The 23,595-nt window shown below is 56.5% G+C and carries 21 protein-coding genes and 1 riboswitch; of the genes, 15 read left to right on the top strand and 6 right to left on the bottom strand.

The genetic code is table 11. The annotated features are described in order from the left end of the window. Positions 1 to 126 precede the first annotated feature (126 nt). Positions 127 to 1,983 (top strand): acyl-CoA dehydrogenase, encoded by a 1,857-nt coding sequence (locus tag ACHZBS_RS14825; protein ID WP_319407295.1) that lies wholly within the window; start codon positions 127 to 129, stop codon positions 1,981 to 1,983. 86 nt (positions 1,984 to 2,069) lie between these two features. Beyond that, the gene (locus tag ACHZBS_RS14820) at positions 2,070 to 3,320 is read left to right on the top strand and encodes an acetyl-CoA C-acyltransferase (protein WP_319407294.1); all 1,251 of its coding nucleotides are present in this window, start codon (positions 2,070 to 2,072) and stop codon (positions 3,318 to 3,320) included. A gap of 94 nt (positions 3,321 to 3,414) precedes the next feature. On the opposite strand, the gene ACHZBS_RS14815 is transcribed toward ACHZBS_RS14820, so the two are convergent. Beyond that, on the bottom strand, positions 3,415 to 3,786 hold the full coding sequence (locus ACHZBS_RS14815) for a hypothetical protein (RefSeq protein ID WP_319407293.1): 372 nt from the start codon (positions 3,784 to 3,786) through the stop codon (positions 3,415 to 3,417). 244 nt (positions 3,787 to 4,030) lie between these two features. Beyond that, a riboswitch (cyclic di-GMP riboswitch) is annotated at positions 4,031 to 4,124 on the bottom strand. Between the two features lie 263 nt (positions 4,125 to 4,387). Between ACHZBS_RS14815 and ACHZBS_RS14810 the strand changes: the two genes are divergently transcribed. From ACHZBS_RS14810 to rbr, 3 genes are all read left to right on the top strand, one after another. Further along, on the top strand, positions 4,388 to 5,404 hold the full coding sequence (locus ACHZBS_RS14810) for an adenylate/guanylate cyclase domain-containing protein (protein WP_319407292.1): 1,017 nt from the start codon (positions 4,388 to 4,390) through the stop codon (positions 5,402 to 5,404). 174 nt (positions 5,405 to 5,578) lie between these two features. Beyond that, entirely contained in the window at positions 5,579 to 5,773 is a 195-nt protein-coding gene (locus ACHZBS_RS14805) for a ferredoxin (protein WP_319407291.1), read from the top strand. A gap of 143 nt (positions 5,774 to 5,916) precedes the next feature. After that, positions 5,917 to 6,492, top strand: coding sequence for a rubrerythrin (gene rbr / locus ACHZBS_RS14800; RefSeq protein ID WP_319407290.1), 576 nt, complete (start codon positions 5,917 to 5,919; stop codon positions 6,490 to 6,492). 78 nt (positions 6,493 to 6,570) lie between these two features. Here rbr and ACHZBS_RS14795 read toward each other — a convergent pair whose 3' ends face one another. Continuing rightward, positions 6,571 to 8,295 (bottom strand): FAD-binding oxidoreductase, encoded by a 1,725-nt coding sequence (locus ACHZBS_RS14795; protein WP_319407289.1) that lies wholly within the window; start codon positions 8,293 to 8,295, stop codon positions 6,571 to 6,573. 267 nt (positions 8,296 to 8,562) lie between these two features. On the opposite strand from ACHZBS_RS14795, the gene ACHZBS_RS14790 reads away from it, so the two are divergent. Beyond that, positions 8,563 to 9,063: a hypothetical protein gene (locus ACHZBS_RS14790; protein WP_319407288.1), complete on the top strand. Its 501-nt coding sequence runs from the start codon at positions 8,563 to 8,565 to the stop codon at positions 9,061 to 9,063. A gap of 35 nt (positions 9,064 to 9,098) precedes the next feature. Here ACHZBS_RS14790 and ACHZBS_RS14785 read toward each other — a convergent pair whose 3' ends face one another. The 3 genes from ACHZBS_RS14785 to ACHZBS_RS14775 all read right to left on the bottom strand — a co-directional run bounded on the left by ACHZBS_RS14785 (position 9,099) and on the right by ACHZBS_RS14775 (position 12,070). Then, positions 9,099 to 9,764, bottom strand: coding sequence for a hypothetical protein (locus tag ACHZBS_RS14785; protein WP_319407287.1), 666 nt, complete (start codon positions 9,762 to 9,764; stop codon positions 9,099 to 9,101). A 116-nt stretch (positions 9,765 to 9,880) separates the two neighbouring features. Further along, the gene (gene pyk / locus ACHZBS_RS14780) at positions 9,881 to 11,305 is read right to left on the bottom strand and encodes a pyruvate kinase (protein ID WP_319407286.1); all 1,425 of its coding nucleotides are present in this window, start codon (positions 11,303 to 11,305) and stop codon (positions 9,881 to 9,883) included. A gap of 141 nt (positions 11,306 to 11,446) precedes the next feature. Continuing rightward, on the bottom strand, positions 11,447 to 12,070 hold the full coding sequence (locus tag ACHZBS_RS14775; protein WP_319407285.1) for a DUF3786 domain-containing protein: 624 nt from the start codon (positions 12,068 to 12,070) through the stop codon (positions 11,447 to 11,449). Between the two features lie 205 nt (positions 12,071 to 12,275). On the opposite strand from ACHZBS_RS14775, the gene uvrA reads away from it, so the two are divergent. From uvrA to ACHZBS_RS14730, 9 genes are all read left to right on the top strand, one after another. Continuing rightward, positions 12,276 to 15,188, top strand: coding sequence for an excinuclease ABC subunit UvrA (gene uvrA / locus ACHZBS_RS14770; protein ID WP_319407284.1), 2,913 nt, complete (start codon positions 12,276 to 12,278; stop codon positions 15,186 to 15,188). A gap of 616 nt (positions 15,189 to 15,804) precedes the next feature. After that, entirely contained in the window at positions 15,805 to 18,351 is a 2,547-nt protein-coding gene (gene hrpB / locus ACHZBS_RS14765; RefSeq protein WP_319407283.1) for an ATP-dependent helicase HrpB, read from the top strand. Positions 18,352 to 18,489: 138 nt separating this feature from the next. Beyond that, the gene (locus tag ACHZBS_RS14760; RefSeq protein WP_319407282.1) at positions 18,490 to 18,753 is read left to right on the top strand and encodes a hypothetical protein; all 264 of its coding nucleotides are present in this window, start codon (positions 18,490 to 18,492) and stop codon (positions 18,751 to 18,753) included. Positions 18,754 to 18,791: 38 nt separating this feature from the next. Beyond that, positions 18,792 to 19,271, top strand: coding sequence for an LEA type 2 family protein (locus ACHZBS_RS14755; RefSeq protein WP_319407281.1), 480 nt, complete (start codon positions 18,792 to 18,794; stop codon positions 19,269 to 19,271). 68 nt (positions 19,272 to 19,339) lie between these two features. After that, positions 19,340 to 20,143 carry a methylenetetrahydrofolate reductase gene (locus tag ACHZBS_RS14750; protein ID WP_319407280.1) on the top strand — a complete coding sequence of 268 codons (804 nt, stop codon included), beginning with the start codon at positions 19,340 to 19,342 and terminating at the stop codon, positions 20,141 to 20,143. Positions 20,144 to 20,188: 45 nt separating this feature from the next. Next, positions 20,189 to 20,725, top strand: coding sequence for a bacterioferritin (locus ACHZBS_RS14745; protein ID WP_319407279.1), 537 nt, complete (start codon positions 20,189 to 20,191; stop codon positions 20,723 to 20,725). A 401-nt stretch (positions 20,726 to 21,126) separates the two neighbouring features. Then, positions 21,127 to 21,837: a hypothetical protein gene (locus ACHZBS_RS14740; RefSeq protein WP_319407278.1), complete on the top strand. Its 711-nt coding sequence runs from the start codon at positions 21,127 to 21,129 to the stop codon at positions 21,835 to 21,837. A gap of 80 nt (positions 21,838 to 21,917) precedes the next feature. Next, on the top strand, positions 21,918 to 22,922 hold the full coding sequence (locus ACHZBS_RS14735; RefSeq protein WP_319407277.1) for a PilZ domain-containing protein: 1,005 nt from the start codon (positions 21,918 to 21,920) through the stop codon (positions 22,920 to 22,922). A gap of 57 nt (positions 22,923 to 22,979) precedes the next feature. Next, positions 22,980 to 23,144, top strand: a complete 165-nt coding sequence (locus tag ACHZBS_RS14730) for a hypothetical protein (RefSeq protein WP_319407276.1) — start codon at positions 22,980 to 22,982, stop codon at positions 23,142 to 23,144. A 66-nt stretch (positions 23,145 to 23,210) separates the two neighbouring features. Here ACHZBS_RS14730 and ACHZBS_RS14725 read toward each other — a convergent pair whose 3' ends face one another. After that, a complete protein-coding gene (locus ACHZBS_RS14725) occupies positions 23,211 to 23,594 on the bottom strand; it encodes a response regulator transcription factor (RefSeq protein ID WP_319407275.1) in 384 nt (127 codons plus the stop codon). Between the last annotated feature and the right edge of the window lies 1 nt (position 23,595).

Here is a 23,595-nt window from a genome sequence, read left to right as displayed (position 1 = left end):
TTGCCGGCAATGACGGGGCCATGACGGGAAAAACCATGCGTTTACACCCGTCAAGTCATCGCCAGGTCGTCAAACCACCGGCGGGGAAACGATGGGAACCCCATCCAGCAACAGGAGAAAAGAAACATGGCACAGCAGATTGCAGACCGCCGGGACATCGATTTTGTCCTCTACGAACAATTGGATCTCCAGCAGTTGTTCAAAACCGAAAAGCACCGGGACCTGAACAAGAAAATGGTTGACATGGTGGTCACCGAAGCCCGGGCCTTCGGCATCAAAGAGGTTCTGCCCACACACGCGGAGGGGGACAAGGCCGGCGTCATCTTTGAAAACGGAAAGGTCGTCGTTCCCGAGTGCTTTCGCCGCCCCTACCAGTTGATGGTCGACAATGAATGGACGTCCCTCACAGAAGATCCCGCAGTGGGCGGCCAGGGGCTACCCCACATGGTCATGCGTGCCGCCTACGAATATTTCATCGGGGCCAATTATGCCATGGTAATTTATGCCATGGAGGGCCACGGCACCGGCAAAATGATCGAACTTTTCGGCACCGACAAACAGAAAAACCTCTTTTTGAAGAAACTCTACACCGCCCAGTGGGGCGGAACCATGGACCTTACCGAACCCGAGGCCGGATCGGATGTGGGTGCCCTGATCACCTCGGCCAGACGGCTCGACGACGACACATTTGCCATCACCGGCAATAAGATCTACATCACCAACGGTGAACACGACCTCACCGAAAATATCATCCACCCGGTGCTGGCGCGTATCGAAGGAGCGCCGGCGGGGACCCGGGGCATCTCCATCTTCATCGTTCCCAAGGTCTGGGTCAACGATGACGGCAGTTTGGGTGAGACCAACGACATCGTCTGTACCGGCACGGAAGAGAAGATGGGCCTGCACGGCAGCGCCACCTGCGCCATGTCCATGGGCAGTAAAGGGGTCTGCCGGGGCCTGTTGCTAGGAGAAGAAAATTCAGGCATGAAGATCATGTTCCACATGATGAACGAGGCACGGCTGGATGTCGGTTTCATGGGGTTCTGCAATGCTACAGCCGCTTTCCTGTATGCGGTGAACTTTGCCCGGGAGCGCATCCAGGGGAAAGACCTCGCCGAAGGCAAAAATGCCGAGGCTCCCTCCGTACCCATCATCCGGCATCCCGACGTGCGCCGCATGCTGCTGTGGATGAAAGCTCACGTGGAAGGCATGCGGAGCTTCATTTATTATGTGGCCCGCTGCTTCGACCTGGCCGAATGCGCAGCCGATGAGAAGGAGCGGGAGCGCAATGAGGATCTTATCGCCCTGCTCACCCCCTTGATCAAGGCCTACTGCGCCAGCCGCGGATTCGAGGTGTGCACCGAGGCCATGCAGGTGCACGGCGGCTGCGGTTATACCATGGACTACCCGGTGGAACAACTGGCCCGGGATTGCAAAATTGCCTCCATTTTCGAGGGCACCGACGGCATCCAGGCCATGGATTTGCTGGGACGCAAGCTGGGCATGAAAAAGGGATCGGTATTCATGGATTTTATGGGCGAAATGAAGAAGACCATCCAGAAGGCAAAAGGCATCGGGTCTCTCGAACCGCTGTCAGTTGCAATGGAAACGGCCGCCGACCAGCTGGGAGAAACGGCCATGGCGATCGGCAAGCAAGCCATGAGCCCATCGTTTAAAACGGCATTCGCATCGGCCCATCCATTCATGATGGCCATGGGGGATGTGATCATGGGATGGATGCTGCTTTGGCGAGCGGCGGTATCGTCACCCCAATTAGAGAAAATCATGGGTGGGCTGGACGACGAGAAAAAAGCCGAAAAACTGGATAAGGATAAAAACGCCGCCTTCTACGACGGTCAAATCCAAAGCGCCCGCTACTTCATCAATGCGGTGCTGCCGGTCGCGCTCGGACGACTGGCTGCCGTTCGCGCCGGCGACGATGCCGTACTGAAAATCACAGAACGCGGTTTTGGAGGCGTATAGAAGAAAGAAAAATACGGTTTTATCGAATAGCGACCGTCAACGGATCTGGATGCCTAAAAGACCACTCGACTAACCAGGAGAAGAACATGAAAGATGTCGTCATCGTATCAGCCTGCCGGACCGCGATCGGAGCCTTCGGTGGGACCCTCAAAGATTCCAATGCAGCGACCATCGCCAGCATCACCATGAAGGAAGCCGTTAAACGAGCCGGCATCGACCCGGCCATTATCGATGATGTGCGCTACGGCTGCTGCATGGAACCGGCCGACGCACTCAACGTGACCCGCGTTTCGGCGATGCTTGCCGGCATTCCCGAAACCGTGACCGCCGTCACCATCAACCGGGTATGCATCTCGGGCATGGAGGCGGTGCTCTCGGGGATGGCCATGATCCAGGCGGGGATGGCCGACGTGATCCTGGCCGGCGGTGTCGAGCACATGAGCGGCGTGGCGTATCAGGTACCCAACGCCCGCTGGGGCTGCCGGTTACAGGATACCGTCTTCGTGGATGCCATGATTCATGCCCTCCACTGCGGTTCCCACATCATCCCCCACCCCGAAGATGGCCCGGTGGATGCCACGCAGCCGCCGTTGAGCATGTGTGTGGGCAAGCCTTACATCATGGGCCAGACCGCCGAATTCATCGCCCAGCACATGAACATTTCCCGCAAAGAAATGGATGAGGTGGCGCTGAAAAGCCAGAACAATGCCGAGCGGGCCAACGACGACGGTTCATTTAAAGACGAGATCGTTCCCATGGAAATCCCCCGGCGCAAAAAGGCTCCCCTGATCTTTGCCCGAGACGAGCATTTCCGTCCCGGTCTGACCATGGAACAGCTGGAAAAACTGCCCCCGGCCTTCGTACCCAAAATCGGCAAGGTTACCGCCGGCAATTCCTCGGGCATCAACGACGGCTCGGCCGCCATGGTGATCATGTCTGCGGACAAGGCCAGAGAACTGGGCCTTCAGCCCTTGGCTAAAATTGTCGCCACGGGCCGCGGTGCCTGCCATCCCTCGGTAATGGGCCTCTCCCCGGTGCCGGCCGTTAGAAATCTCATGGACCGCCATGGTATGAAAATCGGCGACTTCGACCTCGTGGAACTGAACGAGGCCTTCGCCGCCCAGTACATCGGTTGTGAACGTGACCTGAGCCTGAACCGGGAAATTACGAATGTCAACGGCTCGGGCATCGGCCTGGGCCACCCGGTGGGCGCCACCGGGTGCCGGATCATGGTGACCCTGCTCTACGCCATGAAAAACAGAGGAAAATCTCTGGGATTGGCCACGTTGTGCGGCGGTGGGGGGGTATCGATGGCCTGTGCGATGGAGATGGTGTAGTCAGCCGGGAAAAACCTCACCTGTAAAACCTCTTGAAAAAAGACGACGGCCAGGGATATTTCCCCTGGCCGTCGACATGCCAACCGCAGTTATTCTAAATAAAAGTGATGAACGGATCGCTATCGGCATCGGTCGACAGTGAGCCATCCAGAATAACCTCATCACCGATGTTGACCTGCTGATCCGAGCCGGCGTCTGCCAACGGAGGCGTGTTGACCCATGCAACGGTAACCAGGCAGGTACCGGAAACCTGAAAACCTCCGGCATCGATGACCGTGAGTTGAAAGATAAGAGAAGCCCCTGCGGTTTCAGATCCTTCGGCAACGGTTATCGTGCTTCCGGGTGAAATGGAACCATGCTGGTCTGCTGTGGCGACAAGGGAATACGTCGTCGTTTCGGGAGATTGGGGAAAGTATGAAACTTCCTCTGAATCGGCGCTTTGCTGGGTTCCGGCGTATGCCCGCACAAAAAAGTAATAGGTGACATCCCAGTCCAGATTATAGCCCGTGCCGTTTGACCTCGGCCGTCTGGGGTACGGTGTAGATGTCAGCGGAGAAACTGATACCGGGAGCGAAAAGAACCAGACCTAAGATAAGCGCCAATAAAACAAGGGCGTGAAACTGAGTATAAAACCGATTTGACGTGCTGCAATCCTCCAAGATTCTTTATTAAGACAACTGTTGAATCCGCGGAGGATGCAACCGCTTGCCTTCGGCAGCCCTGCTACCCTGTCTTCCTGACAATAGAAAATTTAGGCCAGTGGCTTTGCGTCACCTTCTTTCGAAGGGCTTGCCGTTATCGAGCAGTTCGGTAAAACTCTCGGCAAATAAGACTTCAGCAAATATAGCGCAAGAAGCCCTGACAAACATGTCAGGTTTTCTTCAACCCATTAAATTTTTAACTGTTTTTCGTATATTATTTTTTGGATTGAACACACGTAGGAAGTAAAACGGCCAACCGGTCCGTACAAAAAAAGTGACATCAGCAGTAACTCAAAGTCCAATTATTGCACGCAAATTACCAAATCGATGATATCGATTTCTTGTCGTGCAGGAAAGCATTGACACTTGGCGTACCCAATCGTCATGGAGATCAATACCTTGACAACCCGCCACAGCCATGCAAGGGTGACCCTGCAGGGTCCCAATCAACCTTTATCCGTATGGCGGATTCCTGAGATGCCCCCCCTCCCCACCAACCAGAAAACGATTCTTTTTGCCGATATCGCAGGCAGCACCCGTCTGTACGACACGTTTGGCGATTTCAAGGCCCGAGAACTGATTTCCAAGTGCCTGTCCCATCTGAAAGAACTGGTCAGAGAAAACGATGGAACCGTCATCAAAACCATTGGCGACGAAGTACTGTGCACCTTTTCGACACCCAATCATGCCGCTGAAACCGCCAGGCAGATGCATGAAGAGATCTCTTTTGATCCCGAGATGATCCAGGCCAACATCCATCTGAGAATCGGGTTCCATCACGGAGAGGTAATCTGTGAACCCGGCGATGTTTTCGGCGACGCCGTGAATGTGGCTGCCCGCATGGTGGAATTGGCCAAAAGCGATCAGATTATCACCAATAAAGACACACTCACCTTAATGAAGTTGCCCCTGAAACGTCGGGCACGGATCGTGGATCGGACGCGGGTTCGGGGAAAAGACGATGTCATGGAAATCCACGAGTTGATCTGGGGAAAGCCCGAACAGATGACCATGTCCACTTCCTTTACCGAGGAAATGATTGCATCGCTGACATCGGAAAAGGACTTTCTTCAAATTCGGCATCTGCAGAACCGCATTCTGGTGGATCACGAACGGCCCATTCTGACCATGGGCCGGGGTGTTGCCAATCATCTGATCATCAACGATCCGCTGGTTTCCCGCATGCATGCCCGCATTGAACTGCAGCGGAACCGGTTCATGCTCATTGATCAGAGCACCAACGGCACCTTTCTGAAACCGCAGGACGAAGAACCCATATTGCTGAGAAGGGATGTCATCCAATTGGAAGGAGAGGGCTTGATCGGCCTGGGGCAGAAGGTCAGCGAAGACGATCCGTTGGCGGTGCGCTATCGGGTTTTGTAAGCATAACGCCGCGGCCCGGAACCGGAGAGCCTTATCGGCATTGAATTCTCATCGTTTTTGAGTTAATGTCCCTTGCCATACGCTTCCGGCCCTGCAGGCCGCATGTTTAACCCTTTTGCCACCTAACCCGCCTTGACAAGGCACCCACATTCTATTCGACAAGGAGGAATCTGCATGAAAGTGAAAATCGACAGCCAGTGCATGGGAGATAGAAACTGCAACAACCTTTGCCCCGAAGTCTTTGAATATGACGAAGATCAGCTGCAATCCATCGTCAAATTCGACGTCATCCCTGAGAAGTATGAAGAGGTGGTTCGTCAGGCGGCCAGCGAGTGCGGCGCGGATGCCATACGAATTATTGAAGACTGATAAGCCATCGAACGATTCTGTAGGAGCGGCACCCGCCACATGGGCAACAGGGCGAAAGGCCGCTCCGTTATTTTAAAAGAAATCCACCGCGTTCGCAGGTGGGCCGCTTTAATGAACGGCTGCAATCTGCAGGAGGTTTGTGTATGGGCACATTCAGGGAGAGCCGGACCGCAAAGAATCTGCTGATTTCCTATGCCTTCGAATCCCAGGCAACTACCCGCTACTCGTTTTTCGCCAATCAGGCCCGGCAGGATGGGTACATCCAAATCGCTTCCATCTTCAAGGAAACCGCCGATCAGGAGTGCGAGCATGCCCTGCGGTTTTTCAAGTTCTTCAATGGTGGAGAACTGGAAGTAACCGCCAGTTTTCTCACCGGTGTGGTCAGAACCACCCTGGACAACCTGGTGGCCGCGGCGGATTTGGAAAAATATGTGCACAGCGAATTGTACTCGGGGTTTGCAGAAATTGGCCGCGAGGATGGATTCAATCGCGCGGCTGAAGTCTGGGATGCCATCTCTGTTGCCGAAGTCCAGCATGAAAAGACATTTCGCGCGCTGGCCGAAAATGTGGCGACAGGTAAAAGTTTCAGTCGGGAATCCAACCGGGTCTGGCGCTGCATGAACTGCGGATACATCCACGAGGGGCCGCGGGCGCCGGAAAAATGCCCGGCCTGTGTTCGCCCATCAAACTACTTCGAGATATTTGTTGCTAACTGGTAAAAAATTCCGCCTGTTTACCCTGCCGCCAGCTGATCCCGGAATTGACGATTTATCCCCAAACGAAAAAGGTTGGGGATATCAACGAATCTCCCGCCAGTGATGACCGTCCAGGTCCAGGCCCAGTTGGCCGCCGGGATTCATGATGGTGTTGGGATCAAAGTGGTGCTTGAGCGCTTTTAGTGCCGCCATTTGAGCCGCTCCCAGATGAGACTGCATCCAGGGACTGAAAAGTTTGCCGATGCCGTGGTGGTGGGTCGGCGAGCCGCCGAATTGCAGAATGGCATGCATAATTTTTTCCTGGAAGGCCACGAAATCGTCGGCATCCTCCGCCCGGGTGATGAATATAAAGTAAAGATTGGTTCCTTGAGCATAAAAATGGGAAGCGTGGGTCATGCACAGGGTATCCGGTCGTGACTTGACCACCCTCCTCACCCCTTGGTGCAGTCGATGGATGCGGTCCCAGGTGACGGCTGTGTCCAGGGTCTCGATGAGAATGCCATAGTCATTGAGATCCTCCCGCAGGTACGGATCCTTAAATCGCCCCGGTTCCCACTGCCGGGTAGGGTAGCCGGTCAGGAACATACCGCCGGATTGACGGCAGATATGTTTGACGCCCCGTTTCACATTGCCGGCAAATCGCTTTTCCCCTTCCGACGAGGCAATCATCAGGCAGCGCTGCATGGGCTGGAAGCCCCGCAGCCGCATGAACCGGTCCAACAGGGTGCCGTCGATGCCATAGAGTTTCAACCCGATGTGGGTTTCTTCCTCGTCTGAAATGCGGAACACGGCCGGCATGCCGAACTGAGCCTGGGCGATCTCGCGCCCCGCGTCCACCGCTTTCGCCCATGACGGAAAAACAAAGCTGAAATAGCGTCTATTTTCGGGCATGTATCGGAAGATCTTCAGGGTCACTTCCACAAGCACGCCGAAACATCCCTCGCTGCCGATCATCATGCGGTTCACGGATGGACCGTTGGCGGTTGCCGGAAAATCCAGCGTTTTAATGTCTCCGATCGGCGTAACGACCTCTTGGCTGATCACCAGGTCGCAGGCGTCACCGTAATAGGAGGACATCTGACCGGAGCCCAGCGTTACCACCCATCCACCCACCGATGAAAACTCGAAGGACTGAGGGAAATGGCCGCCGGTATAGCGGTGCCGGGTCCGGTAGCGTTGCGGAGCCTGGTTCAATGCCGCTTCGTAGTCCGGCCCCATGATTCCCGCCTGAACCGTCACCGTCTGGTTGGTTTCGTTGAGCCGCAACACCCGGTTCATGTGGGTGCCCATCACCAGGGTAATCCCCCCCTTGGACGGCCGCAGGCCAAAATTCACCGAACTGCCCCCCCCGTAAACATACACCGGTATTTTCTTCTGGTGGCAGTAAGCCACCAATTGCCGGACATCCTCTTTGTGGCGGGGATGGACCACCAGATCGGAGACCCGTTGGACCTCTCCCTGCCGCAGGCGCAGGGATTCCTCCAGGGTCTTGCCCGTAGAAAATTTCAGGCGGTCGTAGTCATCGGCGGAAACGTTCTCGTCACCCACGATGCGGATGATGGCCACGACATGATCCGGAGTGATCACCCGGGGGGGGTGGAGGTATGCAACCGGCCGGTTGCCGTCGTTCACCGGAACCGTGAAATGGCTGTCGATCAGCCCGAAGGTCTCCTTAAGCAGTTGGAACAGTTTTGCGTTGGGATGTTTGTAGCGATGCGGATCGCCCCATTTAAAAATGGAACGGAAAGACCTCTTTTCCGGCGCCGCTTCGATCCAGTTTGGCTGAAAGCCTGTATTGGCCGCCATAATGATCTCCCTGCTGAAGACAACCTGTCATAAACTCTGGGTTGCAGGTGGGGATGGGGTGACTGCGCGTTGACTGGTTGACGCCACCCATCTGGTAAGAGGTCTTACCAGTTGACCCTGTCAAAGTCAACGGCTGATCGGGATGGATGAAGGACGCTGATCAGATCAAGGATCGGATCAGCGGCGGTCACCGATAAAATTGGGGTGGGCAGAGATAGCGAATTATGGTAAAAACGGGCCGACCCTCAACCGGAAGGAGTTTCGCACATGCTGTCCAGGTTTTCAAATGAAGTACTCTCTCACGGTCCCAGCGCCGTCCTCCCCCATAATCTGAGTGATTTTTGGCTTAAGACACTCCAGAAGCTCTGCGATGATTTTCTCGACAGTAATTTTGCAGTGGATCAATGCACCGAAACCATGAACATGGGAGACCCGGTTCTGGTGGCCTGCGTCCACGAGGTACTCAGTAACAAGCAGCGGGGCGCCGGTCCCGAAATATCGGCCGAAAAACTGGCCGAAGATATCACCATTTACGCCCTGTCCATTACCATGGAAACCATCCGCAGGGAAGCGGACCTGGAGATCCCCCCCCCGACCCTGGAAAACCTGCTCTCCATCGACAGAATCGTCCACTTCGGGAAAATCAACCCGGATTTCGGCCAATTCCTCAAACGTGCCTGCATTGTTACCGAAAACGGAACGCCCGAGAAAGATAGCTGGTTTAAGCGACTCAAAAAGAAAATCTATTCCCGCTTCGCCGCAAGCTGACCACCACACAGCCTGTCTTTTCTCTTGTGGGCCTGCTATACGTTCCAATCGGCCGGATCCAGCGTGTTGTAACGTGAAATCTGCTTATCGGCCTGCCCCTTGAGCTGAAAATAGGTGGCAGCATAGATATTCCAGCGGCACAGGTCGATCGGTGTCACTTCCGAGGCGTTTACCGTCCCGACGGTACCGGCTTTTTCCAGCCCTGCCGCCACCAACTCGGAGCAGAAAAACCGGTTGAAATCTTCACGGTTGTATCCGGGGCCGTGGAGGCCGAAGGGCAGTTCATCCAGGGCGTCGACGGCCGATTTGAGGGCTTGGGGCACGTCGTACCCTTTGCGCTCTTTCGCCTGGTTAAATAGAAAATTATAGAAGATGACCGAATCGAACTTCTCTTGGCGAAGTCCGTCGTTCAACGGCAGCCACCAGATTTCCCCCTCGTAGGTTTCCATGCGGTCGCTGAGCCGGGAAATCACAACGCCGTTGAAGCCGTGAATGGAGGTGGATTCGATGACCTGGTTGAAAAACCGCCCGGTATCGTCATCGACGACCCGGGTCTGGAGGATCACCCCCACGTGGGAAACGTCGGCACGGCTGGCAAACTTAATCAGTTCCGAAAAATGTCCCTTGCCGCCGAAGGCGATCACATCTCCGGGTTTCATCAATGATCGCGCCTCGCTGTATTCCATTCTTTCCAAAGTCATGTGCCCTTCCTCCTTTCATGAGAAGGTTCATCGGGCAGTTGCTGCGATGGATGGCCGGTTCGGCCGTATAGTCGCAGTTCAGTGGCTTTTGTTTGAGCAGTTCTTTTATATTGGAATCAGTCCTCATGCCCCACGCGGTGGAGTTTGATGATATTGGTTGAACCGGCCTTGAGTCCCATGCCGATCACCAGTACCACCAGATCCCCCTCCTGGACGCAGTCCTTTCCGATGAGCAGGCTCTCGCTGGATTTCACCAGGCGGGCGGCATCTTCGATGTCGGCGATAAACATGGGGGTGATACCCCACAGCAGTGACAGGCGATGATAGGTATCCATTCGCGAAGTGAAGGCGTACACCGGTTTGGACGGACGCTGCTTGGAAATCTGTTTGGAGGTGCTGCCGGAAACGGAAAAGGCAATGATGCACCGCGCGTTGACCTCCTGGAGAATGTTCACGGCGCTCTGGGCCACCGCGTGCGTCACCGGATCCATCGGATCCGAATCGTAGTGCAGATTTACCTTTAAAAATGGAGAACTTTCCGACTGCTCGGCAATTTTGGCCATCATCTGGACTGCCTTGACCGGGTATTTTCCGGAGGCGGTCTCACCCGATAGCATCACGGCATCGGTACCGTCAAAAATGGCATTGGCCACATCCGACACTTCGGCCCGGGTGGGTATGGGGTTGACGATCATGGTCTCGAGCATCTGGGTGGCGGTGATCACCGGCTTGTTTTTACGGACAGTCGCAGCGATTATTTTTTTCTGGATAATGGGCACCAGTTCAAGCTGCATCTCCACCCCCAGGTCCCCCCGGGCCACCATGATTCCATCGGCCACGTCGAGGATCTCCTCCAGATTTTCGACGGCTTCCGGCTTCTCAATTTTGGCAATCACCGGAATAGACACCCCCTGCATTTTCATTATCGATTTGATCGCCTCGAGATCCTCCGCCCTTCGCACAAAGGAGAGGGCAAAATAATCCACGCCGTTCTTGATGCCGAAATTCACATCCCGGACATCCTTGTCCGTCAGTGACGGGGCGGATACATTCACGCCCGGCAGGTTGATTCCCTTGTTCTCTTTCAGCCAGCCGCCGTGGATTACCTTGCAGTTAACCGTGTCGCGGGTCTTGGATTCCACCTGGAGCCGGATCAGGCCGTCATCCAGTAAAATGGTGTCCCCGGGTTGCACATCGGCATACAGATTCTGGTAGGTGGTGGAGACCATCTGCGCCGTGCCCGCCATGGGTGTTGAAGTAATGGCAAAGGAGGCGTTGCGCTTCAGCCTCACCGGCTCACCATTTTCCAGCTTGCCCACACGGATTTTAGGCCCCTGAAGATCCAGCAGGATCCCTACAGACCGGTTAAGCGAGCGCGCGATGGACCGGATATTGCGGATCCCCTCGGTATGGGTTTGGTAGTTCCCGTGAGAAAAATTCAAACGGGCCACATTCATGCCGGCCTCAACCAGCTTTTTGAGTATTTCAGGAGCATTCGAGGACGGGCCGATGGTGGCCACAATTTTGGTTCGGATAGTCATGTACAACCCTTTCCTGCCTGCCGCAGATTCGGCAAACGGCATGTCTATGATACACGTGGGCCAATAGCGATGGAGAGGAAAGTGCCCCCCACAAAGCGGGGAATGTGGCGAGTCCGCCTCAAACAGCTCAGTTTACGCGGTTCAATCCCGGGCAGCGGCCAGCAGCCGGTTCGATAAGGCGTGGCCCAGAATAGCCTGGCTCTCGGCATCCAGGTATGTCGACGCCCGCTTTTCGAACAGCAGAGAGGCCAATGCCGGGAATTCCTCGTCGGCATCGTTGAAAACCAGCAGCAGGGGCATCTTGGGCAGCGGAATGAAACACCGGCACAGATCGCAGGCGATGTCCATGTCCGGCACGCTGCCGCCTACCCCGTCGCAGGCGTTTTCAAGCGTGCTGACGCGTCCTGAAAAAGTCTTGGCCAGAGGCCCCTGCACCGTATCGGCCCAGAAGACCGTCAACGGTCCGGCATCGGGGAAATCCCGGTAGGCCACCCATTGCTTTTGCGTGGGCTCAAAAAGCGGACACATGATCAGGTAACGGCACACCACCACGCAATCGGAAAAATCGGGACGACGCCCCGCAGTGTCCTTCAGTCCGTCAGCGGTCAACCGGATAGGCTGGCCGAAATAGGGAACCACCACCGTATCACCCTCCAATGTGATTCCCAGCACATCCTCCTTTCCGTCGAACCGCATGGTTTTCAACTGTTCCAGGTAATAATAATACGTCTCGTTGTAGACCGAACCGGTGGACTGTTGACTCATCGTCGGTTCCTTTGGCGTCTGTTGTTTCATATCGTGGTCGCTGGCGTGGACAAGGGGGGCATCGATACTTATTTTTTTCAAATACTATGACAGCCGGTGACCTTTTGGCAACCGGTTTCTGGTGTTGTTTGAGTTTGCGAATTGGAATCACGCGGTAGCCGGATGGCCCTCGTGTCAACCGATGAAGCCGATACGGAAAACCAATATGAAAAACCGACCCAACGGAATCGCCCCGGTGGCCGTCAGCCGGTCCCGGAAGAAAAGAAAAACCGTGGAACTGGACACCATCGAAGTCAAGGGCGCCCGAGAACACAACCTGAAGCAGATCGATATCAGCCTGCCCAAAAAAAAGCTCATCGTTTTCACGGGGGTCTCCGGTTCGGGCAAGTCCAGTCTGGCCTTCGACACCATTTTCGCCGAGGGCCAGCGCCGCTACGTGGAATCCCTGTCCGCCTATGCCCGCCAGTTTATCGGCCAGATGGAAAAGCCCCGCTACGACACCATCCGCGGCCTGTCCCCGACCATCTCCATCGAGCAGAAGTCGGCCAGCAAGAACCCCCGCTCCACGGTCGGCACTATTACCGAAATCTACGACTACCTTCGTGTGCTCTATGCCCGCATCGGCCAGCAAACCTGCATTAAATGCCACCATCCCGTGGGCAAGGGCGACGCCCAGGGCATGGTTGACCGCATTCTGGAGATGCCCGAAGGCACAAAAATCCTCATCCTGGCGCCGGTTATCGACAACCGCAAAGGGGAGCACAAAGAGGTGATGGCCCAGCTTCAACGGCAGGGATACGCCCGAATTCGGGTCAACGGCGTCGTGCAGGAAATCGAGGCCGTCCAGACCCTGGCCCGTTACAAGAAACACACCATCGAAGCGGTGGTGGATCGTCTGACGATCTCCACCGCCGGCAGCTTCGTGAAACGATTGACCGACTCGGTGGAAACCGCCCTGCGGCTGGGTGAGGGCCGTATCATCGCCCATCGTATGGACAGCGGCGACATCCCCATGAGCGAGGCCCGTTCATGCTGCGGCATCGCCTACCCGGAGCTGGACCCGCCCCTGTTCTCCTTCAACTCACCCCTGGGCATGTGCCCCGACTGCAACGGCATCGGCGCCAAACTGGCCATGGACGCAGACAAAGTAATTGCCGGCGGCCAGCTGACCATCCGGCAGGGGGCCATTATTCCCTGGCAAGGCCATTTTTCCGGCAAAGGAAAGCTGAACGGTTCCTGGACGGCCGAACAATTGAAGGCCATGGAAGAACAGTGGGGCGTGGACTTCGACACGCCGTGGGATCAGCTGCCCGAGAGGCAGAAAGACCTGATTCTTTATGGTTCCGGCGGCCGCGAACTGACGGTGAGCTGGAATGCGGAAAAAATCCAGGGGTCTTTCACGACGACCTACGAAGGACTGCTCAACACCCTCATGCGCCGCTATACCCAGACCGAATCGGAAAACGCCAAAAAATACTACGGACGATTCCTCTCCACCCGGCCCTGCGACACCTGCGGCGGACGGCGCTTGAAGCCTGAAGTCCTGGCAGTAAAGATCGGCGACCGCTCCATCATCGACGTCACCGAAATGACCATCCGGGAAGCGCAGGCGTTTCTCACCGGATTGAAGCTGGCCGGCAACCGCAGGATCATCGCCGGTGAACTGCTCAAGGAGATTACCGGCCGGCTGGGTTTTCTGGTCAACGTGGGACTGGATTACCTGTCACTCAGCCGTAAAGGCCCCACTTTGTCCGGCGGCGAATCCCAGCGCATCCGCCTGGCCTCCCAGGTGGGATCGGAACTCACCGGCGTCCTCTACATCCTGGACGAACCCTCCATCGGACTGCACCAACGAGACAACATCAAGCTGCTGGGAACCCTGTGCCATCTGCGCGACATCGGCAACACCCTGATCGTGGTCGAACATGACCGGGAAACCATGGCCTCCTCAGACTGGATCGTGGACTTCGGTCCCGGCGCCGGCCATCTGGGGGGCGAAATCGTGGCCCAGGGCACGCCCAAGCAGATCATGCGTCTGAAAACCTCCCTCACCGGCCGGTATCTGAGCGGCCGGGAAGCGATCGAAACACCATCCAACCGGCGAAGCATCGAAGCCGCCGGCAATCGGCGGATCACGATTGCCGACGCCACCGAGAACAACCTGGACCACCTCACCGTGGACATCCCGCTGGGACTCATGGTGGCGGTCACTGGCGTTTCCGGTGCCGGCAAGTCCACACTGATCAACCAGATTCTCTACCCGGCCATGGCGGGCGAGCTGCACAACGCCATGCTGGAAACCGGCCGGCACAAGGCCATCCACGGGTTGGAACATCTGGACAAGGTGATCAACATCGACCAGAAGGCCATCGGTCGCACTCCCCGCAGCAACCCGGCCACGTATACCAAAGTCTTCGACTTTATCCGTGATTTTTTCGCCCAGCTGCCCGAATCCAACATGCGCGGTTACAAGAAGGGTCGCTACTCGTTCAACGTCAAGGGAGGACGGTGCGAAGCCTGCAATGGGGACGGTTATATCAAGGTGGAGATGCACTTTCTTGCGGATGTTTACGTCCCCTGCGAAACCTGTCGGGGAAAACGTTTCAACAACGCTACCCTGGAGATCAAATACAAGGACCACTCCATCGCCGATGTGCTGGACCTGTCGGTCATCCAGGCACGGGAGCTTTTTAAAAACCATCCGCGCATCCGGCTTATCCTGGACACCCTCATGGATGTCGGGCTCTCCTACATCAAGCTGGGTCAGGCCGCCACGACCCTGTCCGGCGGGGAGGCCCAGCGCATCAAGCTGGCCCGAGAACTGGCCAAACGAGCCACGGGCCGCACCCTATACATCCTCGACGAACCCACCACCGGCCTGCATTTCCAGGACATCAAGATGCTGCTGGCCGTACTTCAGCGGCTGGTGGACGGCGGCAACACCGTGGTGGTCATCGAGCACAACCTGGATGTGATCAAGACCGCCGACTGGATCATCGATTTGGGTCCTGAAGGGGGTAAAGGTGGCGGGCAGGTTGTAGCTCAGGGGCCGCCGGAGCAAGTGGCGCATTCAGAGAAAAGCTATACGGGCCGGTTTCTCAGAGAGATGATTTCCTGATCCCCAACACCTACCATGCCATGCGAGCGACTGGGGGAGATATGGACGTCCGGTTGGAGAAATGCACGACCGAAACCCATGAATCGGTGGGCATGCTTAAGAGATACCTTCGCGACAACCCCATCAGTTGCATAACCGATATCTAATTAATGCGAAGCGATAATTTTCAGCGGTTTGCCGTGGAGAACCGACAATTCTATCCGACCTTTGGATAAATAACCTCGTGGTTCCGGGCAATGCGCTTTTGATCCGTTTTGTTATTGGCTTTGTGGGCGTGCTGTTTTCTCTTCTTGATCATTCTTTTCTGAAAGGTTTTCGACGACATGGGGGTTCTCCTGTGCGATAGGGGGGAATCGCGGATTGAAGAGTTTTTGGTTGCCGCCATTTCCAGGATGGTTAGGCCATCTTTCAATGTTGATAATATATTTGTTTAACACAACGATATCGGCAAAGACAAACAAACACGATGGTAGATGATTGGTAGCCCCTCTGCATACGACACCAGCGTAAACAGTGAGCGTCCCTTCACCCGGCATTGCCAATCCGGCAGCGGTTTTATCCTTCTGCCGCTGGCCATGTGATGAATTTCATCCTAAAACGTGGTATGCCAGACATCATGGAAAACAGAGACCTCACCGGCACAATCGCCCGCCTCCCGGTGTCATCGATCCTGGGAGCACTCAAATCCGCCTTGCGTGACAACCCCGCGGCGGTCCTGGTAGCGCCGCCGGGTGCCGGGAAAACGACGGCCGTGCCGTTGGCTCTGCTTGACGAAAATTGGCTGTCAGGCCGGCGTCTGCTGCTTCTGGCCCCCCGCCGCCTGGCGGCAAGGACTGCCGCCCATCGCATGGCATCCCTGCTGGACGAGCCGGTTGGTGAAACCGTGGGATACCGGGTGCGCATGGAAAGCCGGGTGGGGCCGCACACCCACATCGAAGTGGTCACCGAGGGCGTGCTCACCCGCATGCTGCAAGGCGATCCGTCGCTGCCCGGGGTCGGTCTGGTAATCTTCGATGAGTTCCACGAGCGCAGCCTCGATGGCGACCTGGGGCTGGCCCTGTGTTGCGACATCCAGGGGGTTCTCAATGAAAATCTTCGTCTGCTGGTGATGTCCGCTACCCTAGATCCGGCACCGGTGGCCGCCCTGCTGGATGATGCGCCGCTGATCCGTTGCGACGGCCGGATCTTTCCCGTTGAGACCCGTTATGTGGACCGGCCGGCGACCCAGCCGGTGGAACGGACCGTGGCCCGGGTCGTTCGACAGTCGGCAGCCCGCAGCGAAGGGAACCTTCTCGTCTTTCTGCCCGGCGCACCGGAGATCAGACGGGTGGCCCGGTTGCTCGAAGAAGGAAACCTGCCGCGCGGGTGGATCATTGCCCCCCTATACGGCAATCTGTCCCGGGAACGGCAGGATGCATCCATATCCCCACCGCCCGCCGACCAGCACAAGGTCGTGCTGGCCACATCCATTGCCGAGACCAGCCTGACCATCGAAGGGATCGGCGTAGTCGTTGACAGTGGCCTGCAGCGGGCACCGCGATTCGATCCCGGCAGCGGCATGACTCGACTGGTGACCCTGCCCGTATCCCAGGCATCGGCCGACCAGCGCCGGGGACGTGCCGGGCGCCTGGGACCGGGCATTTGCTACCGGATCTGGAGCGAAACGGCGCACCCCAGCCTGGCACCTTACAACCGGCCGGAAATTCTTGACACCGATCTGGCGGCATTGGCCCTTGAGCTGGCAGCCTGGGGGCTGAACGATCCCGATTCTCTGCGTTGGCTGGATCCGCCGCCGGCGGCCGCATTCCTCCAGGCCCGACGCTTGCTCGCCGAACTGAGCGCCCTGGATCATGATGGAAAGATTACCCCACACGGCAGGCACATGGCCGCTCTGCCCGTTCATCCCCGCCTGGCCCACATGATTCTATCGGCCCGCCAAGAGAAGATGGGTCTTACCGCCTGCGACATTGCCGCCATTTTAAGTGAACGTGACCCCCTCCATTTTATTGGCCGGGAGCGCGATGCCGACCTGAGATTAAGATTGGACGCACTTAACGCGTATAAGGCGAAGAGACCTTTTCCAATTCGTGGCTGCACCGTCGATTCATCTGCCATGAGGCACATTCTGAAAGTGTCGGCAGTGCTTCAACAACGGCTGGGCATTAACAAAAAAACCAATGGGGCATCCGAACCGGGCCGACTGCTGGCCTGGGCGTACCCCGACCGCATTGGCCGGCAACGCCCCGGTACCCCGGGCCGTTTTTTGCTCTCCGGCGGCCGCGGCGCCTTTTTCGACCCGCCCGAACCCTTGGGTGCCAGTGAATACATAGTCGCGGCGCACCTGGACGGCGACCGGCGGGAAGCCCGCATTTTCACGGCGGCCGCCACCGATAAAGAAAGACTGCAGGACCAGTTCGCGCACCGGATCCGATGGCAGGAAACGGTGACATGGGACCCCCAGCGGCAGACCGTATCGGCGGTTTGCAAGCAGGTCCTGGGAGCACTCACCCTGGAAACCGAAACGCTGAGCAATCCATCTCCAGGAGCCGTGACGGCCGCCATGATCAGTGGTATCCGCGACACCGGCATCGACATGCTTCCCTGGACGCGGGCGCTGCGGTCCTGGCAGGCTCGGGTCATGCTGCTGGCACGGATCGATGCGGATGGCGGTCCCTGGCCGGACATCTGCGATATTGTGCTTTCGGGCACCCTGGAGGACTGGCTGACCCCCTATCTTTCCGGCATGACACGATTGAAAGATCTGGGAGCGAAGGATTTCTCCACCGCGCTACGCAATCTTCTCAGCTGGCGGCAACAGCGCCAAATCGATGAACTGGCTCCCACCCACATCACGGTGCCCAGCGGCTCCCGCCTGCCCGTCGACTACAGCGTACCGGTTCCGGTGCTGGCCGTGCGGATACAGGAGATGTTCGGCACCACGGCCACCCCGTCCATCGCCGGCGGTCGAATGCCCCTAATGCTGCATCTGCTTTCACCGGCCGGGCGACCCGCCCAGATCACCCGGGACCTCGCCGGCTTCTGGCAAACCAGCTATCCCGAGGTAAAAAAAGAACTCAAAGGCCGCTATCCCAAGCACCCATGGCCGGATGATCCGCTGAGTGCCGCTCCCACGGCGCGAGTCAAACCCAGAAAAGCAAACTGAAAAGTCAAACTGAACGGTAGCCCGGGCAGTAAATCTGTGGTAGACTCAATTTTTATTTTCCCGTCCTGCCCGGATCGGCAGGCTGAGGTCAGGCAACCCATCAATGCGCGGAATAAGGGCCCGCAGGAGGCAACCCCCATGAACTGGCTGAGTATTGGATTGATCGGCTCCATCGTGTTCACGCTGCACTCATTTCAGCAGATCAAGATGACGCTTAAAGACAAGGGGCATCACGTGGATTTGATGACCGGGTGGCTCGACGATTACCGCCGGTTCAAACAATTGACCCTGACTGAGCCGGACGAAACGACCCGATACAAGTATCAGCGAGTGCTCAACGGCCTGTACCTGGCCCTAGCCGGTCTGGTTTTCATACCCCTGCTGATGATAATGGGAAAATAGACGGTAAACGAAGGGGTTTACGCGAAAGGAAAATACCGATGGCCCGATGCAACAGAACCTTGATTCTTGCGTCGATGGTGATGATGATCGCGGGCTGCGCCACCCTGTACACCGATTACGAAACGCCCAGCGTAACCGTCAGCACCATCCGGGCACTGCCCTCCGACAGTATCGCGCCACGATTCGAAATCGGTCTCCATATCGTCAACCCCAACCGCAGCCCCCTGAAGCTTCACGGGATCGCCTACAGCCTGAAACTTGACGGGTATAAAATACTGACGGGCGTCGCCAACGATCTGCCAACCATCGACGGCTACGCAGAAGGCGATGTGATTCTGGTTGCCAGCACCAGCCTGTTGAGCAGCATGCGTTTTTTTGCCGATCTGATGAACGTCCAGCGAGACCGCATCGCTTATGAGCTGAACGCCAAACTGGATCTGGGCGGCTTACGGCCCAATGTCCATGTCGGGGAAAAAGGGGAGATCCGCCTTACCGACCTTTCCGGACAAACCCGTTAGCTGCTGCCCCATCACCAGGCATTATCGCCCAAGCAACTTTGACGGTAAAAAATAATTGTGGTGTTTATATGTTTAAAGAATCGTTCGTCGTCACCGTCGAGGTGGTTCCCCCGGATGGACCGGACCCGGAAAAAGTCCTTTCCGCCCTGGACTCTCTGGCAACGCTGCCGTTTTATGGTTTCAGCGTCGCCACCAACCCCGTGGCCAAGCCGCGCATGAGTGCCATGGCCCTGTGCACCATGATCCAGCAGCGCACAAAGAAACCGGCCATCCTGCATCTGACCACCCGGGACCACAACCGATTAAGCCTGCAAGGCGAGTTGTGGGGAGCCAGGGCGTTAGGGGTAACCACCGTAATGGTGGCCACCGGTGATTTTGTAGCCTTGAAAGACAGGGGAAATACGACGACCGTCCGGGATGCCGATGTATACCGCCTGGTCCGCATGGCCCGGGAGGCAGGTCTGCGGACCGGGGTGGTCTTTGACACCCATCCCGAAAAAAACGGTCTGGCCAGGGCGTTGGATCACCTGCGGAGAAAGGTGGCTGCGGGCGCCCAGTTTGCCGTCACCCAGCCGGTTTACGATGAACCGGGGGCCGATACGATCGCCGAAGCCACCAGGGGTATCGGCATCCCCGTCATCATGGGCATCCTTCCCCTGCGAACCCCCCGGCACGCGGAATTCCTGCACACCAGGGTGGCCGGTATCACGGTCCCCGACATGTTGCGGCAGCGCATGAACAGCGCGGCAGATTCGGTGGCTGAAGGTGCCGCCAACGCCCGGGAAATGATCGATGCCGCCCGGAATCGCTTTGCCGGCGCCTGCATCATGCCCCCATTCGATCATTACGAAATAATGGCAGATATCCTGTAGAAACCTCAACAATCCCTGAACACATGGAAACCAAGGAGGATGAAAATGGCTCAGACGGCAAGGGAAAAGAAAAAGGCAAAGGTTATCGAGGTGCTTAACAAGGCCCGGTCCATGGAGCTTTCGGCCATTACCCAGTACATGAACCAGCATTACAACCTGGATGACAAGGACTATGGGGAACTGGCCGCAAAGGTCAAGCTGGTCGCCATCGACGAGATGCGCCATGCAGAAGGCTTTGCCGAACGGATCAAGGAACTGGGTGGCGAGCCCACCACCGAACCGGACCAGAAGGTAACCAAGGGACAGTCGGTTGAACAGATTTTCCCCTTTGATGCCGGCCTCGAAGACGATACCATCGATATCTACAACCAGTTTCTGCTGGTCTGCCGCGAAAACGGGGACAGCACCAGCATGAAACTGTTCGAGCAGACGATCGATGAAGAGCAGCTTCATTTCAACTATTTCGATAATATCAGCGATCATATCAGCACGCTGGGAAATACGTACCTGGCAAAAATAGCCGGCACCTCTTCAGCCACCGGCATCGGACCCAGCGGCTTTGTTGTCGGCGGCGGTGCCTGATCCGCTGAGGAAGCAGTGACGGATCTCTATTGCCTAAAGGCAATCTAATAAATCCAAGGCCACGGGAGGGAAAAAAATCGCCCCGTGGCCTTGACGCTTCCTAAGATATGGATGCCTTTGCCACCCTGCCTTTTCCCCGTGCAGGAAAATCGTATAAGTCTTGCCGACGATTTCTCCCGAATTCATTTCCCTTTTTCTTTCTGGCCGGTTGAACGGTCATCGACCGATGACTGACCGGTTCAGGTTGTCCTTGCCTTCAAAAATTGCTTTTGTTATTGTTTTCCCAATACCCGGAGTTGATCTATCGAAGCTTGTTACCCCCTGCTTAACGGGGTGATGATGCAACGTCCATAATTTTCTCTCATGAACGCTGAATCGACAGCTATGGATCGAGGGCTGCCATGAACGTCAGCTTTTTCGTCTCCCTGTTCGCACTTGCGTTTGTTTTTCTGACGGATGCGAGCGGCCACGTGGCCCATGCCGCCACCGACATGCCGGCAGAAATTGAAAAAACGTTTGATTACGGGACGCTGATCGAACACACCGTGTCGATCCAAAAAGGCATCCACCGGGTTTCGCTGCGCTTGAGCCAGAGGCGTGAAGCCGAAGGATCGGTGCGTATCGGCAGCGCCCACCTGACCTTCTACCCCGGTATCGAACCGGGCACGCCGCTGCTGACGGTGCCCCTTTTCGAGTCCCTGCTGGCCGACATGATGAACGCGCTTTACGGTCGCTTCGGCACCGACCTCAGACTGGAAAGCCTGGGAGCCGCCAGCTACATGGGCATAAAAGAGGTCGAAAAAAAAGGTATCCTGGCCTTCAACGGCTATTCCCCCTGGGAACAGTATCTCAAAAATCCCCGCGCCTTCAGCCAGCTTAAGATTTATGCCATCGTTCAGGACCGCTGGAAGGAGACCGGTGTTTTTTCGGCGATCACCCAGGCATTTGCCCCGCTGGGCTATGATGCGACTTTCTCCGGCTTTGAGAAACTGTTTGTTTTTCCGGCGAAAAAATGTTCTTTTTACCCGGAGCTGGAAGATCTCGGCATTCGCCGGATGGACCGGTTCCCCTACCCGGGAACCATTTCCTTCACCCTGACACCGAAAAGATAGGGATAACGGCAGATGACGACAAACAGCGCATCATGAATCACCACCAACGACTGATTGAACCCCCAGAGGCTGTCATCCGAATGAAGAACGTCCTAGTTGTCGACAACGATCCCATCATGCTCCATACCTTTGTTGGGCTGCTGAAAAGCCAGGGCAGCTTTTTGCAGATTCTCTCCGCCGCGAACGTCCAGACGGCCCTGGAAGTCCTTTCCGGAGAAGACGTCCACATCCTGATCACCGGCATGCACATGTCGGAGATGGACGCCTTCGAACTATTGTCTCTGCTGGGGGCAAAATATCCGCAAACCCGCGTCATCGTCATGACCAACAACGCCTCTTCCATGCTCCGCACCAAGATCAAACAGATGGCGTCGGTCATTCACTTTGATCAGGCCCTGGACATCAGCATGCTCACCAAGCGGATCTTCACCGAGCTGCAGATCGACTACGGCGGACAGGTACGGGGGATCACGCTCTCCTCATTTCTCCAGATGCTGGAACTGGAACGCCGTTCCTGCACCCTGCAGGTCACGGCCAAAGGAAAAACCGGAACGATCTTTATTTTAGACGGCAAACCCGCTGCGGCCAGGATGGGATTGCTGACGGGCAAGTCTGCTGCGCTGCACATTCTCACCTGGGAAAACGTATTAATCGACATCGACTATGCCCCCCGCGAAGTGCAACGGGAGATCGCCACCCCCCTGATGAACCTGCTGCTGGAAAGCGGTCGAATCGTAGACGAAAAGCAGAGCCAGCGGCCCAACCAGCGCAAGCACAGCCGATACGACTGCCTGGTGGGCGTGGATTACGACATCAGCGACTGGACCTACCAGTGCTACATGCGGGACATCAGCGAAGGCGGCGCCTACATCGAAACCGAACAGCCCATCAAGGTGGGCCAGCGGCTCACCATGTCCCTTGCGTCTCCGGTACTGGAGCGCACCTGCGCCATCAACGGAACGGTGGTACGCCGGGATCCCAAAGGCATCGGTGTCCGCTTCGATAATATGACCCTGCAGCAAAAGCAGGTGATCCGGTCCCTGACGGAAACCCGCTGCTCGCCGATCGCCGGTTCCTCGCAATAAGCACTCCGATTTTGTGCGGTATGGCCTATTCTCTGCCTGGTTATGGCGCCGGGGTGATTGATCCATTTTTATAAACTCGTTGCCAGTCCCGTTGGCATGTGGCTTTTTTATGTCCAGCATCAGTTCGGGGGAGTGTATGGGGTGCGCCATGACAACCGGGATGAAGCGCAGCGCAAGTTGGTGAGTTTTCGTGCGCTGGAGACCCTGCTGCTGGCAACTTGATGACTATCTGCCCTTTTTGCACAGAAAGAACGATCGACCACGCAGTGATGTCTGCGATCTGACCACTTATTGTCGCCGAATGGTTTCATGAATCACATCGATCAGGCGCAACCCGACGGCGTGTTCTTTTGAAAGGAAATAGTCGGCCCCTTTTTCAATGGCATCCGCTTGATTCGCCGCTGAATCATGACTGGTCAGCACAACGATTCGGATATCCCGAGCCACCCCCTTGATGGTTTCGATCAACCGGAGGCCGTCGGCCTGCGGAAACCCCATATCGAGAAAAACAACATCCAGCAGTTGATTTCTCAGAATGTCTTCCGCCGCATTGATAGTACTCGCTTCGGTAACGTCCACCAGGGTTTCATTCGTCTGGATAGCCGCTTTCAGCTGGCGCCGGAAGATCGGGGACGGATCGACCAGCATCACCTTTTTCCGGTTCAGAATCATA

This window comes from uncultured Desulfosarcina sp. (assembly GCF_963664155.2).
Lineage (GTDB): Bacteria > Desulfobacterota > Desulfobacteria > Desulfobacterales > Desulfosarcinaceae > Desulfosarcina.
Note: the sequence above shows the minus strand (reverse complement) of the source record. Positions and strands in the feature narration are given on the sequence as shown.